At 71.0% G+C, this 13,176-nt stretch carries 11 protein-coding genes; 6 read left to right on the top strand and 5 right to left on the bottom strand.

Annotation, left to right across the window (positions count from 1 at the left end; translation table 11 throughout):
- Position 1: 1 nt before the first annotated feature.
- From ABLE68_RS21775 to ABLE68_RS21755, 5 genes are all read right to left on the bottom strand, one after another.
- Positions 2-1,918, bottom strand: a complete 1,917-nt coding sequence (locus tag ABLE68_RS21775; RefSeq protein ID WP_348874246.1) for a type II secretion system F family protein — start codon at positions 1,916-1,918, stop codon at positions 2-4.
- A complete protein-coding gene (locus ABLE68_RS21770) occupies positions 1,915-3,378 on the bottom strand; it encodes a TadA family conjugal transfer-associated ATPase (RefSeq protein WP_348874245.1) in 1,464 nt (487 codons plus the stop codon). Before ABLE68_RS21770 ends, ABLE68_RS21775 begins: the two co-directional genes overlap by 4 nt.
- A gap of 4 nt (positions 3,379-3,382) precedes the next feature.
- Complete coding sequence (locus ABLE68_RS21765; protein ID WP_348874243.1) at positions 3,383-4,567, bottom strand: CpaE/TadZ family protein; 1,185 nt, start codon at positions 4,565-4,567, stop codon at positions 3,383-3,385.
- A 61-nt stretch (positions 4,568-4,628) separates the two neighbouring features.
- Complete coding sequence (gene cpaB, locus ABLE68_RS21760; protein WP_348874241.1) at positions 4,629-5,345, bottom strand: Flp pilus assembly protein CpaB; 717 nt, start codon at positions 5,343-5,345, stop codon at positions 4,629-4,631.
- 367 nt (positions 5,346-5,712) lie between these two features.
- Complete coding sequence (locus ABLE68_RS21755; RefSeq protein ID WP_348874239.1) at positions 5,713-7,512, bottom strand: AMP-dependent synthetase/ligase; 1,800 nt, start codon at positions 7,510-7,512, stop codon at positions 5,713-5,715.
- Between the two features lie 117 nt (positions 7,513-7,629).
- Here ABLE68_RS21755 and ABLE68_RS21750 point away from each other — a divergent pair, with 117 nt between their 5' ends.
- The 6 genes from ABLE68_RS21750 (at position 7,630) to ABLE68_RS21725 (ending at position 13,174) form a co-directional block, all read left to right on the top strand.
- A complete protein-coding gene (locus ABLE68_RS21750) occupies positions 7,630-8,070 on the top strand; it encodes an SRPBCC family protein (RefSeq protein WP_348874238.1) in 441 nt (146 codons plus the stop codon).
- Between the two features lies 1 nt (position 8,071).
- Positions 8,072-9,265: an ArsA family ATPase gene (locus ABLE68_RS21745; protein ID WP_348874237.1), complete on the top strand. Its 1,194-nt coding sequence runs from the start codon at positions 8,072-8,074 to the stop codon at positions 9,263-9,265.
- 1 nt (position 9,266) lies between these two features.
- Positions 9,267-9,680 carry a hypothetical protein gene (locus ABLE68_RS21740; RefSeq protein WP_348874235.1) on the top strand — a complete coding sequence of 138 codons (414 nt, stop codon included), beginning with the start codon at positions 9,267-9,269 and terminating at the stop codon, positions 9,678-9,680.
- Positions 9,677-10,618: an ROK family glucokinase gene (locus ABLE68_RS21735; RefSeq protein ID WP_348874234.1), complete on the top strand. Its 942-nt coding sequence runs from the start codon at positions 9,677-9,679 to the stop codon at positions 10,616-10,618. Before ABLE68_RS21740 ends, ABLE68_RS21735 begins: the two co-directional genes overlap by 4 nt.
- Positions 10,619-10,709: 91 nt before the next feature.
- Positions 10,710-11,402, top strand: a complete 693-nt coding sequence (locus ABLE68_RS21730; RefSeq protein ID WP_348874232.1) for a TadE/TadG family type IV pilus assembly protein — start codon at positions 10,710-10,712, stop codon at positions 11,400-11,402.
- A complete protein-coding gene (locus tag ABLE68_RS21725) occupies positions 11,399-13,174 on the top strand; it encodes a TadE/TadG family type IV pilus assembly protein (RefSeq protein WP_348874231.1) in 1,776 nt (591 codons plus the stop codon). The genes ABLE68_RS21730 and ABLE68_RS21725 overlap by 4 nt, the downstream gene beginning before the upstream one ends.
- The last annotated feature ends 2 nt before the right edge of the window (positions 13,175-13,176 follow it).

Genomic DNA, 13,176 nt, shown 5'->3' with positions numbered 1-13,176 from the left:
GTCAGACGTCCACCTTCACCATCTTGCTCATCCAGAACGTTCCGACGCCGAGCAGGAGGCCCGCGCCGGTCAGCATCATCAGACCCATCGGCGTCGTGAACAGCGGCATCACGTAGTCGCGGTTCGACACCAGCAGGTAGAGCAGGAACACCGGGGGCAGGCAGCCGAGCACCCAGGCCGAGAGCTTGCCCTCGGCGGCCAGCGCCGCGACCTGGCGGCGCATGTACTCACGCTCGCGCATCGTCGACCCGACGGTCTCGAGCAGCTCGGCCAGGTTGCCACCGATCGGCCGCTGGATCCGGATCGCCATGACGACCCAGCCCAGGTCCTTGCTGTCCAACCGCTCCGCCACACCTTCGAGGGCGTCCTCGAGGTCGACGCCGAGACGGGCCTCGACCAGCACCCGACGGAACTCCGACGCGATCGGCTCGAGCCCCTCCTTGACGATGGTGTCGACCGACTGGGTCAGTGACAGGCCCGCGGCGAGCGAGCCGGACATCAGCTGCAGGGCGTCCGGCAGCGCCGCGTTGAAGGCCTTGCGGCGTCGCCCCCTGCGGAAGCCGAGGTAGACCCACGGGCCGACGATCCCCACGACCAGGAAGACGAGGCCGACGAGGATGCTGCCGCCGGTCAGCAGCAGGCCCAGGATCGTGACGACGACGACGACGGCGGCGTGCAGCAGGACCCACTCCGGTGGTCGCAGCTCGCTGCCCGCACCCTCGAGGCGGCGCCCGATCCTCGCCTCCAGGGACCGGTTGCGCGACAGCATCACGGCCGCGGCCTCGCGGACCGGCGCGAACGCCTCGGGTGTGGCCTCGCTCGCGGCCCGGTGCGATCCGGCGGAGGTGTAGTGAGCGACCCGCTCGACCAGGCTCAGGGGAGTGGGGCGGGCCGGCACCAGCAGGACCAGGAGCAGCAGGAGCCCGACGCCGACGGCCGCGACCCCGGCGTACATCACCCACGACGGCAGCCCAGACGACCCCGCGTCGGCGGGCGCGAGCGCTGCGGAGTCGGGCTCGTCGGAGGTCGATCGCACGGCGCCGAAAGCACTCGCGGTCAGGGTCGTCGAGCCGGAGGGGATGCTGACCTCGACCGTGGCCTCGTCGTGCGTGGCGGCGGACGGCACGTCGAGCCGGACCAGCACCTGACGGGCCAGGGCATCGGCCTCGGCGGAGAACGCCGCGCGCAATGCAGCCGGGTCGGAGCTGACGACCGTCCCGGACCCGGCCCGGGCCAGGGTCCGGAGGGCGGCCCCGGCGCCCCCGTCGCCGGGGCCGCTGTCCAGGGAGACGGCGTCGACCAGGACGCCGTCCGTGGTCACCGCGTCGGCCACGTCCTCGAGCGGTGTGTCGGTCGTGTCGGCGCCGTCGGAGAGGATCAGCAGCGAGCGCTGACCGTCCGTGCCCGCCAGGTCCAGAGCGGCCGAGACGCCGTCGTAGAGCCGGGTGCCGTGGCTGAGCTGGAGACCCGCGATCACCGAGCGCGCGGTCGCGCGGTCGAGGCTGGGAGCCAGCGGCTGGGAGACCGTGCTGCTGAAGGCGACCACCCCGACGTAGACGTCGTCCGGGACCAGGTCCAGGAAGCGCAGCGCGGCGGCGCGGGCGGCCGTGAACCGGGCGCCGCTCATCGAGTCGCTGGTGTCGATGACGAGGATCGACGTACGACGGACGGCGCTGGTGCCGGCCGCCAGCTCGGCGCTCGCCGTGGCTCGGTGGTCGTCGACGGACGCGGTGACACCGGCGAGGTCGAGGTCGGTGTCGGCCGGGACGGACACCAGCACGCGCAGCTGGTCGCCAGCGACCTCGAGGTGGGTGATCGTCGCCCCGCTGTCGTCGGCGTACGACGGGGTGGCGAGCGCCAGGCACGAGGCGAGCGCGATCCCGACGCCGGCGAGGATCGCGCGTGGGCGGGCGCTCATCCGGTCCCCGTGGCGAAGAGCATCGGGTCGACGGTGACATTGGCGTCGCGGAGCTTGTCGAGCAGCTTGGGTCGCAGTCCCGTCGCTCGCAGCCGTCCGAGGGCCCGTCCGTCACGGTCGTAGCCGGCGGAGTGGTCGAAGGCGAAGATGTCCTGGAGGGTGATCACGTCGCCCTCCATCCGCTCGACCTCGGTGATGTGGGTGAGGCGGCGGCTGCCGTCGCGGAACCGCGTCTGGTGGACGATCAGGTCGACGGCCGACGCGACCTGCTCCCGGATGGCGCGCACCGGCAGGTCCATCCCGGCCATCAGGACCATCGTCTCGACGCGGGCGAGCGTGTCGCGCGGGCCGTTCGAGTGCACGGTGCAGATGGAGCCGTCGTGGCCGGTGTTCATCGCCTGGAGCATGTCGAGCGCGGAGGCGTCGCGGACCTCGCCGACGATGATCCGGTCGGGGCGCATGCGGAGGCTGTTCTTGACCAGGTCGCGGATGTCGACCGCACCCTTGCCCTCGATGTTGGCCGGACGGGACTCCAGTCGGACGACGTGGTCCTGGTGCAGCTGGAGCTCGGCGGCGTCCTCGATCGTGACGATCCGCTCGTCGGTGGGGATGAACGACGAGAGCACGTTGAGCGTCGTCGTCTTCCCGGCGCCGGTGCTGCCCGACACGATGATGTTGAGCCGGCCTCGCACGCAGGCCTCGAGGAAGTCCCGGGTCTGGTGCGTCAGCGAACCGAACCGCACCAGGTCCGAGGCGGTGTAGGGGTCGGCGGCGAACTTGCGGATGGTGAGCGCCGAGCCGTCGACGGCGAGCGGCGGCACCACCGCGTTGACCCGGGAGCCGTCCGCGAGACGGGCGTCGACCATCGGGCTCGACTCGTCGACGCGCCGGCCGATGCGCGACACGATCTTGTCGATGGTGCGACGCAGGTGAGCCTCGTCGGCGAAGTGGGCGTCGACCGGGACCAGCCGGCCGTTGCGCTCCACGAAGACGCTGTCGTAGCCGTTGACCATGACCTCGGAGATGTCGGGATCGCGCAGGTAGGGGTCGATCGGGCCGTACCCGAGGATGTCGTCGCGGATCTCCTGGGTCACCCGGATCCGGTCGCTGTTGCTGAGCGGCCGGTCCTGCGCGGCCAGCACGTCACCGAGCACGCCCCGGACGGCCTGCTCGAGCTCCTCGCCGTCGAGGTCCGACTCGTAGAGCTGCGGGCCGAGCTGCTTGAGGAGCTCGGTGTGGACCGCGGCCCGGACCTCCTCGAGACGCTCCTCCTCGGTCGAGCGCTGGCGTCGCGGCTGGCCCGCGGCGTCGCCCGCGGGCCGGGCCCGCCGCTTGCCCGAGCCGGACGACAGGTCCGCCCCCGAGACCTCGGTCGTGGCGGCAGGGGTCTCGGGCGCGGCGGCCACCTCCGGCTGCGTGCTGATGCGCATCGCCGCCAGGCGCTCGGACAGGGTGGTCATGGCGTCACCTCCGGATCTTGAGTCGGCGGGCGGCGGCCCGGTCGGTCGCCGCGACAGCGGGCTGCTGCTGGTCGGCAGGCCCGATCGGGGCGGCGCCGAGGCGGGTCGCGAGGTCGCGGATCGCCACGCTGACCGGGTGGTCCGGCATCGAGGCGATGATCGGTACGCCGGAGTTGGTGGCCACCGCGACGTCGTACGACGTGCCGATCTTGGTGGGGATCTCCTGGCCGAGGATCTCCTCGGCCTTGGCGACCGTGAGGCCGGCGGCGTCGTCGGCCCGGTTGAGCACCAGGTGGTGGTGGCCAGCGGCGATGCTGAGCGAGGTCAGGGTCTCGAGCCCGATCTTGACGTTCTTGAGCGTCGGGATGTCGAGCGCGCCGATCATCACGCACTCGTCGCTCTCGTCGAGAGCGGTCAGGGTCTGCTCGTCGAAGGTCGGCGCGGAGTCGAGCACGATGTAGTCGAAGCCGGTGCGCAACGTGCGCAGCAGGCGGGAGACCAGCAGCCCGGTGACCCGGTCGCGCACGTCGGGGTGGTTGGGCGCGGCGAGCACCATGAGGGTGCCCTCGTAGCGCGTGAGCAGGCCCTCGACGAGCGGCAGGTCGAGGACCGCCTCGGACCCGATCGCGTGCTCGATCGAGTGGGTCGGGAAGAGCTGCATGCTGATCGCGACGTCGCCGAACGCGAGGTCCAGGTCGACGAGGCAGACCCGGCGGGCGCCGCCGTCGGCGAGGGCGAGGGCGAGGTTGACGGCGAGGGTCGTCTTGCCGACCCCGCCCTTGGGGGAGAAGAGGGTCACGACCCGGCCGGCCTGGACGGCGCCCGCGGGGCCGCGCAGCGCCAGCCGGAGCTCCTCGGCGCGGGCGACGGCCCCGGCGAGCCCGTCCAGCTCGCCGACGAGCAGCACCTCGCGGACACCGGACTGCATGGCGCGGGTGAGCAGGTGGGTGTCGACCGTCTCGACCACCAGGAGCAGGCTGACGGTCGGCCGGCTGACCCGCAGTCCCTCGCAGAGCAGCAGCGCCTCCTCGACCGCGACGTGCGGGCCGAGGACGACGACGTACTCCGCAGGGTGCGTGTCCAACCAGGCGAGCAGCCGGTCTCCCGACTCCACCCCCTGGGTCCCTGCGGGCAGGGCGGGCAGCAGCGCGGCGACGGTGCCGCTGTCCGGATCGACGACGACTGGCACTTCGAGCTCCCTCCGAGTCGGGGCACAGAACTGCAATGCGTGTGGCGCTGGGGTCTTGCGGTCAGAAGAGGCTGTCGGTGGTGACGCCTGGGTCGGGGTTGACAGTGCTGTCCTTGGTGAGCAGTCCGAACGCGAGCTCGCCGTTGAGCGACCCGAAGATGACCCGTTCCGCGTCCTCCTGGTCGACGGCCAGCGTCATGAGGGTGCGGGGGAGCTGTTCGGTGGTCTGCTGCCCGCTGTCGTCCGTGGTCGTCGTGGAGACCGGGGTCGTGGACCCCACCCCCAGCACGGTCACCCGACCGAGCAGGAGTCGCGTGTAGACACCGGCCATGCTGTGGAAGATCGCGACCTCCGAGCCCGGGTTGACGAAGCCGGCCACCCGGGCGGGGTCGGTGAGGTTGACCGACACCGCGACCTTGCCCTTCGGGATCTGCAGCGCCGTCGGTGCGGCCGCCTGGCCGCCGAACTTGTCGGTGATGATCTGCTCGCCCGGGTAGATCGTGGTCAGGGCGACCTGACCGGAGAGCGGGTCGATGCTGGTGAGCGCGTCGGGCATCACCTGGGCGCGGGGGACCTTCTGGAGCGCGAGCTTGCCGCTCTGGGAGGCGGTCTCGATGCTCTCACCGGACGAGATGACGGCCGTCGCGCGGAGCACGTCGACGACGTCGTACTGACTCGCGGCGCGCGCATCGGCGCCCTGGACGTAGACGAAGACGAGCGCTGCGCCGAGGGCGGCAGCGAGCACGGCTCCGATCAACAGCAATTTCCGACGGACCACGGTCGCCAGTCCTTCCGAGAGAGACCGCGTCCTGGGTCACCCCCGGACGAGGTCAAGGCAGACGTCGGTCGCGGCACCTGCGCCGTGACCTCCCGCCCCCGCCGGGCTGAAGCAAGAGCAATGTAGGAGAGGAGGACTCATCCTGTCCGAAATGTCTGGACCAGTTGCTGGTGGTGCTCGGGCAGCACCGTGTGGCCGGTGTGGTCCCACTGGACCCGGTGGACGTGGTTCCGCGCGGAGCGCTGCTCGGGGCTGCCGATCGCCACTCTGGTCACACATCTCGGCCAGAACTGTCACTTCTCAGGCGTTGCAACGGCCGAGAAGTGACAGTTTCACCGGTTCACCGGGTAATCCTGCAGCGGCCGCCTCAGGTCGCGTAGAGCGCAGCCACGTCGTCCTTGAACTCCCGCATGACGACGTTGCGCTTGAGCTTGAGGCTGGGCGTGAGCTGCCCACCCTCCTCGGTCCACTCGTCGGGGAGGATCGTGAACTTCCGGATCGACTCAGCCTTCGAGACCGCCTTGTTGGCGTCCTCGACCGCGGCCTCGATCTCGGCACGGAGGTCGGGGTCGTTGACGAGGTCGGCGACGTGGCGCGACTTGCCGTGCGACTCGGCCCAGACCGGGAGGGACTCGCGGTCCAGGGTGACCAGGGCCGCGATGAACGGCTGCCCGTCGCCGACCACGACGCACTGGTCGACCAGCAGGTGGGCGCGGAGCCGGTCCTCGAGCACCGCGGGCGCGACGTTCTTGCCGCCGGCGGTCACCAGGATCTCCTTCTTGCGGCCGGTGATCCGGACGAAGCCTTCTTCGTCGACCTCGCCGAGGTCGCCGGTGTGGAACCAGCCGTCGCGCTCGAGCACCTCGGCGGTGGCCTCCTCGTTGCGCCAGTAGCCGGCCATCACCTGGCCGCCCTTGAAGAGCAGCTCGCCGTCGTCGGCCACGCGTACGGCGGTGCCGGGCAGCGGTCGGCCGACCGAGCCGATCTTCGTCGCGTCGGGCAGGTTGGCCGTCAGTGCGGCCGTGGTCTCGGTCAGGCCGTAGCCCTCGAGCACGCCGAGGCCGATGCCGCGGTAGAAGTGCCCGAGCCGGTCGCCGAGCGGCGCGCCGCCGGAGATCGCGAACTGGCACTCGCCGCCGAGCGCGGCGAGCAGCTTGCCGTAGACCAGCCGCTTGAAGACGGCGTGCCGCGCTCGCAGCGCGACCGACGGGCTGCCCTTGTCGAGCGCGCGGGAGTAGGCGATCGCGGTCTCGGCGGCCTTGTCGAAGATCTTGCCGCGGCCGTCGGCGGTCGCCCGCTGCGAGGCGGTGTTGAAGACCTTCTCGAAGACGCGGGGGACCGCGAGGATGAAGGTCGGCTTGAAGGCCTGGAGGTCCGGCAGCAGGTTCTTGATGTCGGCGCTGTGGCCGAGCCGGGTGCGGGACTTGATGCAGCCCACCTGGATGATCCGGGCGAAGACGTGGGCGAGCGGCAGGAAGAGCAGGGTCGCGGCGCCCTCGGTGTTGAACAGCCGCTCCAGCTCGTCGACGGCCACACCCAGCTCGAACATGAAGTTGCCGTGGGTGAGCATGCAGCCCTTGGGCCGTCCGGTCGTGCCGGAGGTGTAGATCAACGTGGCGAGGTCCAGCGGGGTCGCGAGCGTACGGCGCTTCTCGAGCTCGTCGTCCGAGATGTCGCCGCCGAGCCGGCTGAGGGTGTCGATCGCGTTGTCGGTGATCGACCACACGTGGTTGAGGCGGTCGAGGTCGCCGCGCACCTCGGTGATCCGGGCCAGGTGCTCGGGCGTCTCGGCGACGACGGCGCGGGCCTCGGAGTCGCGGAGGATCCAGCCGACCTGCTCGGCCGACGAGGTCTCGTAGATCGGCACGGTCACCGCGCCGGCGAACCAGATGGCGTAGTCGACCAGGGTCCACTCGTAGCGCGTCTTGGAGATCAGGGCGACCCGGTCGCCGGGCTCGATGCCGACCGCGATCAGGCCCTTGGCGACGGCCGTCACGTCGGACAGGAACTCCGCGGCGGTGACGTCGACCCAGGGGCTGTCGGGCCCGTCGGACCGCCGGCTGAACGCGACGCTCGAGCCTGCCTCCCGGGCATTGGTCACGACGTCGTCGGTCAGGTTCCCCGTCGCGGGGACCTCGATCGTCATGGGCGTCGAGAACTCGCGCACAGGGCCTCCTCGGTCTCCGGAACGACGGTCGTGAACCAGGTGGAGATTACCTCCGCCTGTGCCGGTGCCTGCATCCGGTACGCTCGCTCACCGAGCCGATCCGAGCAAGGGGGCACCATGGCCGAGCAGACCACCTCGTCGATCGTCATCGACGCGGCCCCGGCCGACATCATGGGTGTGATCGGCGACTTCGCTGCCTACCCCGAGTGGGCCAAGGGCGTCACGAAGGCCGACGTGGTCGCCGAGGACGAGGACGGCTGGGCGGAGAAGGTCTTCTTCGCGCTCGACGTCAGCCCGATCAAGGACGAGTACACCCTCGCCTACGAGTGGGACGGGTACGACGCGGTCACCTGGACCCTCGTCGAGGGCAAGATGCTGCGCTCGCTGGACGGCGCCTACCTGCTCAAGGACCTGGGCAACGGCTCGACCGAGGTCACCTACCAGCTCTCGCTCGACGTCTCGATCCCGTTGATCGGCATGCTCAAGCGCAAGGGCGAGAAGATCCTCATCGACACTGCCCTCAAGGGTCTCAAGAAGCGCGTCGAGTCGCTCGGCTAGCGTGCGGATTCTTCTCTTCACGGGCAAGGGTGGCGTCGGGAAGTCCACCGTCGCCGCCGGCACGGCCGCGCTGGCGGCCGCCGAGGGCAGGCGCACCCTGGTGCTCTCCACGGACGCCGCCCACTCCCTCGCCGACGCCTTCGGCTGCGCGCCCGGGGCGATCGGGTCCGAACCGACCGAGGTCGCGCCCGCCCTCTTCGTGCAGCAGGTCGACGCCCAGCTCCGCTTCGAGCAGTCGTGGGCCGACATCCAGCGCTACCTGCTCTCGGTGCTCGACGTGGCCGGGGTCGACCCGGTCGCCGCGGAGGAGCTGACCGTCATCCCGGGCGCCGAGGAGGTGCTCGCGCTCCTCGAGCTGCGACTGCACGCGCTGTCCGGCACCTGGGACGTGATCGTGGTCGACTGCGCGCCCACCGCCGAGACGCTGCGACTGCTCGCGCTGCCCGAGGCGCTCGGCTGGTACATGCAGCGCGTGCTCCCGATGGAACGGCGCGTGATCAAGGCGCTGCGCCCGGTGCTCAACCGCGCGGCCGGCGTGCCGATGCCGGGCGACTCCGTCTTCGACGCGATCGAACGGTTGCACGCCGAGCTGGACGAGGTCCGGTCGCTGCTCAGCGGCCCCGAGGCCAGCATCCGGCTGGTGCTCACGCCCGAGAACGTCGTGCTCGCCGAGGCCCGTCGCTCCTACACGTCGCTGTCGCTCTTCGGCTACCGCGTCGACGGCGTGGTGGCCAACCGGGTCTTCCCGGCCGAGGGCGCCGACGACTGGCGAGCCGGGTGGGTGGTCGCCCAGGACGAGGTGCTCGAGCGGGTCGAGGAGTCCTTCGCGGGGCTGCCGATCTGGCGCTCGGCGTACCGACCTCGCGAGCCCGTCGGGGTCGAGGCGCTCACCGACCTTGCCCGTGAGGTGTACGCCGACTCCGACCCGCTGGCGACCACGAAGGGCAAGGGCCCGTTCCGGATCAGCCGCAGCGAGGCGGGTGCCGTGCTGCGGCTCTCGCTGCCGCTGGTGTCGCGCGCCGAGGTCGATCTCGCCCGCAATGGCGACGACCTGGTCGTGACCGTGGGATCGTATCGTCGGCTGCTCACGCTTCCGTCCGGGCTGGCACGCTTCCGCATCGCCGGAGCCCGGGTGGAGCAGGGGGAACTGCAAGTGCGGTTCGTCGAGGACCCCGTGGACGAGGCTGGGAGATGACGTGAACGGGGAACGAGACGAGCCCGATGTCGGGTCGGTGGCGGACGAGGCTGCGAAGCTGTTCGGCGCCCTGGCCGACTGGGCCAAGGACACGGCGCACCTGCCGGGAGGCGTGCCGGGGTTCGCGGCCGGGTTCGAGGACCACCTCGCGACCGGCGCCGCCGAGTGCACCTACTGCCCGGTCTGTCGCACCGTGCACGCCGTACGACAGCTGAGCCCGGAGGTCCGCGCACAGCTCGCGACCGCGGGCACGGCGCTGCTCCAGGCCGCCTCGACGCTGCTCGCATCGGCGACCGCCGACCCGCGTCCGACCGCAGGTTTCGAGCACATCGATCTCGATGACGGCGCGGCGGACTGGCCCGACGAGGCCGATGCCGGGGAGGATCTTCCCGGACCTGAGGAGGGAGACCGATGAGCCTGGCGTGCGGGATCGACGTTGGTGGCACCAAGATCGCCGGGGGCGTGGTCGACGAGGACGGCACGATCGTGGAGGAGCTCCGCGTCGAGTCGCCCGCGACCGACGCCGAAGCGATCGAGGAGGCCATCGCCGGCCTGGTGACCGAGCTGCGCGAGCGCCACGACATCGTGTCGGTGGGCGTGGGCGCGGCCGGCTACGTGGACAAGTCCCGGGCGGTGGTGCTCTTCGCGCCCAACGTCGCGTGGCGCAACGAGGACCTCAAGAGCGAGCTGGAGAAGCGCGTCGAGCTCCCGGTCGTGATCGAGAACGACGCCAACGCCGCGGCTTGGGGCGAGTTCACGTACGGCGCCGGCCACGACGCCGAGGACCTGCTGCTGGTCACGGTCGGCACCGGAGTCGGTGGTGGGTTCGTGCTGGATGGCGAGCTCTACCGCGGCGCCAACGGGGTGGGTGCCGAGATCGGCCACATGCGCGTCGTCCCCAACGGCATCCTCTGCGGCTGCGGCAAGCACGGCTGCTTCGAGCAGTACGCCAGCGGGTCCGCGCTCGTGCGCGAGGCGCGGGCGTTGGCGATGAGCGGCGCGATGATCGCCCAGGGCATGCTCGCCCGGGCGGGCGGCGACATCCACAAGATCACCGGACCGTTGATCACCGACGCGGCCCAGCACGGCGACGAGGGTGCCCGGCAGCAGCTGGCCGAGCTCGGCCGCTGGCTCGGCGAGGGCATCGCGTCGCTGACCGAGATCCTCGACCCGGGCGTCGTCGTCATCGGCGGCGGCGTGAGCGAGGCCGGCGACCTGCTGCTCGAGCCGATGCGGAGCGCGTTCGCGGGTCAGCTCGTCGGCCGCGGCTTCCGCCCGATCCCCGAGATCCGGAAGGCGCGGCTGGGCAACAAGGCGGGCCTGATCGGCGCCGCCGACCTCTCGCGCAGATAGCCCGGCCGCGACCCGAAACTGGCCATCTGGCCGATCCCCTGCACGGGTGCGTCCTCACTAGCGTCCGAGGACCACTCGGAAGGGGACGTCGGTGCTCGGCAGGCGTGTTCTCGGGAAGACCCCAGGGCGGCGTACGACCCGCGACCAGCGCGGGGCCGTCGCCGTCGAGGCGGCGTTGGTGCTGCCGCTGCTGGTCACGATGATGTTCGGGATCATCGAGCTCACGATGCTGGTGCGCGACAACATCGCGGTGGCGTCCGCGGCCCGGGTCGGGGTGCGTGCGGCGACGACGACCGCGGCGGTCATGTCGGGACCGGGCACGTGCACCTACCGCGAGGACGTGGCGACGACCTGCTCGGCCGGCAACAGCCCGGCTCCCGGGCTGGCCGAGCTGGCGGCGGACGCGATCCAGACCTCGGGGTCCTCGATGAACAAGGACACGATCGACTACATCCTGGTCTACAAGGCCAACAAGCAGGGCTATCCCGGTCTCGACGGCAACACGACGATGCCGACGTCGTGCGCCGGCTACAGCAGCTGTGTGAAGTTCCAGTGGGCCGACGCAGCCAACGCGTTCCGCTACAAGAGCGGGACCTGGGCCTCGACGAGCGTCAACGCGTGCGCCGGCGAGGCGGACTCGGTCGGCGTCTACCTGCACATCACCCACCAGTTCCTGACCGGGTTGTTCCCGGGCAGCATCGGCCTCGACGACCGCGCGGTCGGCAGGTTCGAGCCGCTCCCGCCGGACAACTGCAAGTCGACCTCGCCGTTCCCGCACCCATGAGCAGCAGGGGAGAACGCCGCGACGACGAGCGCGGGGCCGCCGCCATCATCGTGACGATCTTCGTGTCGGCGCTGCTCTTCGGGCTGTGCGCCGTCACCGTCGACGTCGCCCGGTGGTACGCCGAGGCGCAGCGGGTGCAGAAGGCGGCCGACGTGGCCGCGTCGGCGGGCGTCGTCTACATGCCGCAGGACATCGCCGCGGCCACGACGGCCGCTCGCGACGTGTCGGGTCGCAACGGCTACCCCAACTCCGGGCAGAGCTCGGTCGTCGTGAAGCCGGGCACCCAGCCCAGCCAGCTCGACGTCGCGGTGAGCAGCACGATCCCGAACATCTTCGGCAAGCTGATCGGGCTCGACTCGAGCACGATCACGCGGCACGCGGTGGCGGACTACACGGGACCGCAGCCGATGGGCAGCCCGTGCAACACGTTCGGCAACGAGCCGCCCGGCACGGTCGGCGCCGGTCCGGCGGCGTCGCAGCTCTCCGTCCCGCTCGGCGCCAACTGCTCGTCGGTCTCGCAGTTCTGGATGAACGTCAACGGCCCCGACGTACCGAAGGGCAACGGCGACCAGTACGCCGTGCGCAGCTGCGCCAGTGGGGTCTCCGGCTGCACCGGAGCGGTCAACGACGAGTTCGACCCGCAGGGCTACATCTACCTGGTCCGGGTCAAGCCGGCTGCCGTCGGCAGCACCATCACGCTGCAGCTCTACGACCCGGCGTTCGCCTCGACCGACGACTGGTGCACGAGTGCCCCGACCGGGACGATCAGCAGCGACAACTGGAACCCGTACGCCACCACCGACGCCAAGACGCGCTACCTGAAGAGCCCGTCGAAGACGGCCGCCAGCGCCTACTGCACCGGTGACAACACCGCGGACGGCTCGGTCGCGCCGACCGTCACCACGTTCGGTCTCCGGGAGCCCTCGGACTCCCAGAACCCGATGGCGGCGACACCGCAGCCGGGCTGCACCAAGCAGTACCCCGGCTACACCACCGCCCAGGTGACGGCGGCGGCCCTGCAGTCCAGCAACGCGGCCACCTACAACCGGGCGCTCGCCGAGGTCTTCCACCAGTGGAACACCTTGTGCAGCTTCGTCCCGACGGAGGCGGGCGACTACTACCTCCAGGTCCGCACGAACGTCGCGTGGAAGGGCCCTGCGCTGAGCAACCTCGCGGCGTACAACGCGCTGGGGGCGGTCGGTGGCGCCTACCAGCCGCCCTCCGGGTCGCTGAGCGGCTTCGCGATGTACAGCCAGAACGGCGACGACACCAGCGTGCGCGGCGGCGGGAGCAACCGGTTCGCGGTGCGGGCCTTCGGCGGTCCGGCCGCCTCGGTCTCGGTCTCGGCCCTCGGCAAGATGTCGATCTACGCGAACGCCAACGCGGCGGCGCCGACCTTCAACCTGATCCGGATCCTCCCCGGCGCGGCGGGGCAGACCCTGATCTTCAAGTTCTTCGACATCGGTGACGCCGAGGCCGCGGCCTCGCTGACGGTCATGCCGCCCCAGGAGACGACGACGTCGCTGACCGGCTGCAAGGCGACTGGGTACAAGACCCAGACGCTCCCGACCTGCGCCATCAACATCGACTCGACCTGGAACGGCAAGTCCGAGACCATCGCGGTGCCGGTGCCGTCGAGCTACACCTGCACCTACAACAGTCCCGGCGGCTGCTGGTTCCGGCTGAAGGTCAACTTCGGCTCCGGCGCCGTGCAGGACACGACCACGTGGACGGCGTACGTCAGCGGAGATCCCGTCCGTCTGATCGAATAGCC

Origin of the sequence: Nocardioides pollutisoli, assembly GCF_040045055.1 — a bacterium.
GTDB lineage: Bacteria > Actinomycetota > Actinomycetes > Propionibacteriales > Nocardioidaceae > Nocardioides > Nocardioides tweenelious.
This window is presented reverse-complemented; position numbering and strand designations above follow the sequence as displayed.

Coding starts and splice junctions, on each gene's coding strand:
- ABLE68_RS21775 (WP_348874246.1), bottom strand. CDS start 1,918: ATGAGCGCCCGCCCACGCGCGATCCTCGCCGGCGTCGGGATCGCGCTC.
- ABLE68_RS21770 (WP_348874245.1), bottom strand. CDS start 3,378: ATGACCACCCTGTCCGAGCGCCTGGCGGCGATGCGCATCAGCACGCAG.
- ABLE68_RS21750 (WP_348874238.1), top strand. CDS start 7,630: ATGGCCGAGCAGACCACCTCGTCGATCGTCATCGACGCGGCCCCGGCC.
- ABLE68_RS21735 (WP_348874234.1), top strand. CDS start 9,677: ATGAGCCTGGCGTGCGGGATCGACGTTGGTGGCACCAAGATCGCCGGG.
- ABLE68_RS21725 (WP_348874231.1), top strand. CDS start 11,399: ATGAGCAGCAGGGGAGAACGCCGCGACGACGAGCGCGGGGCCGCCGCC.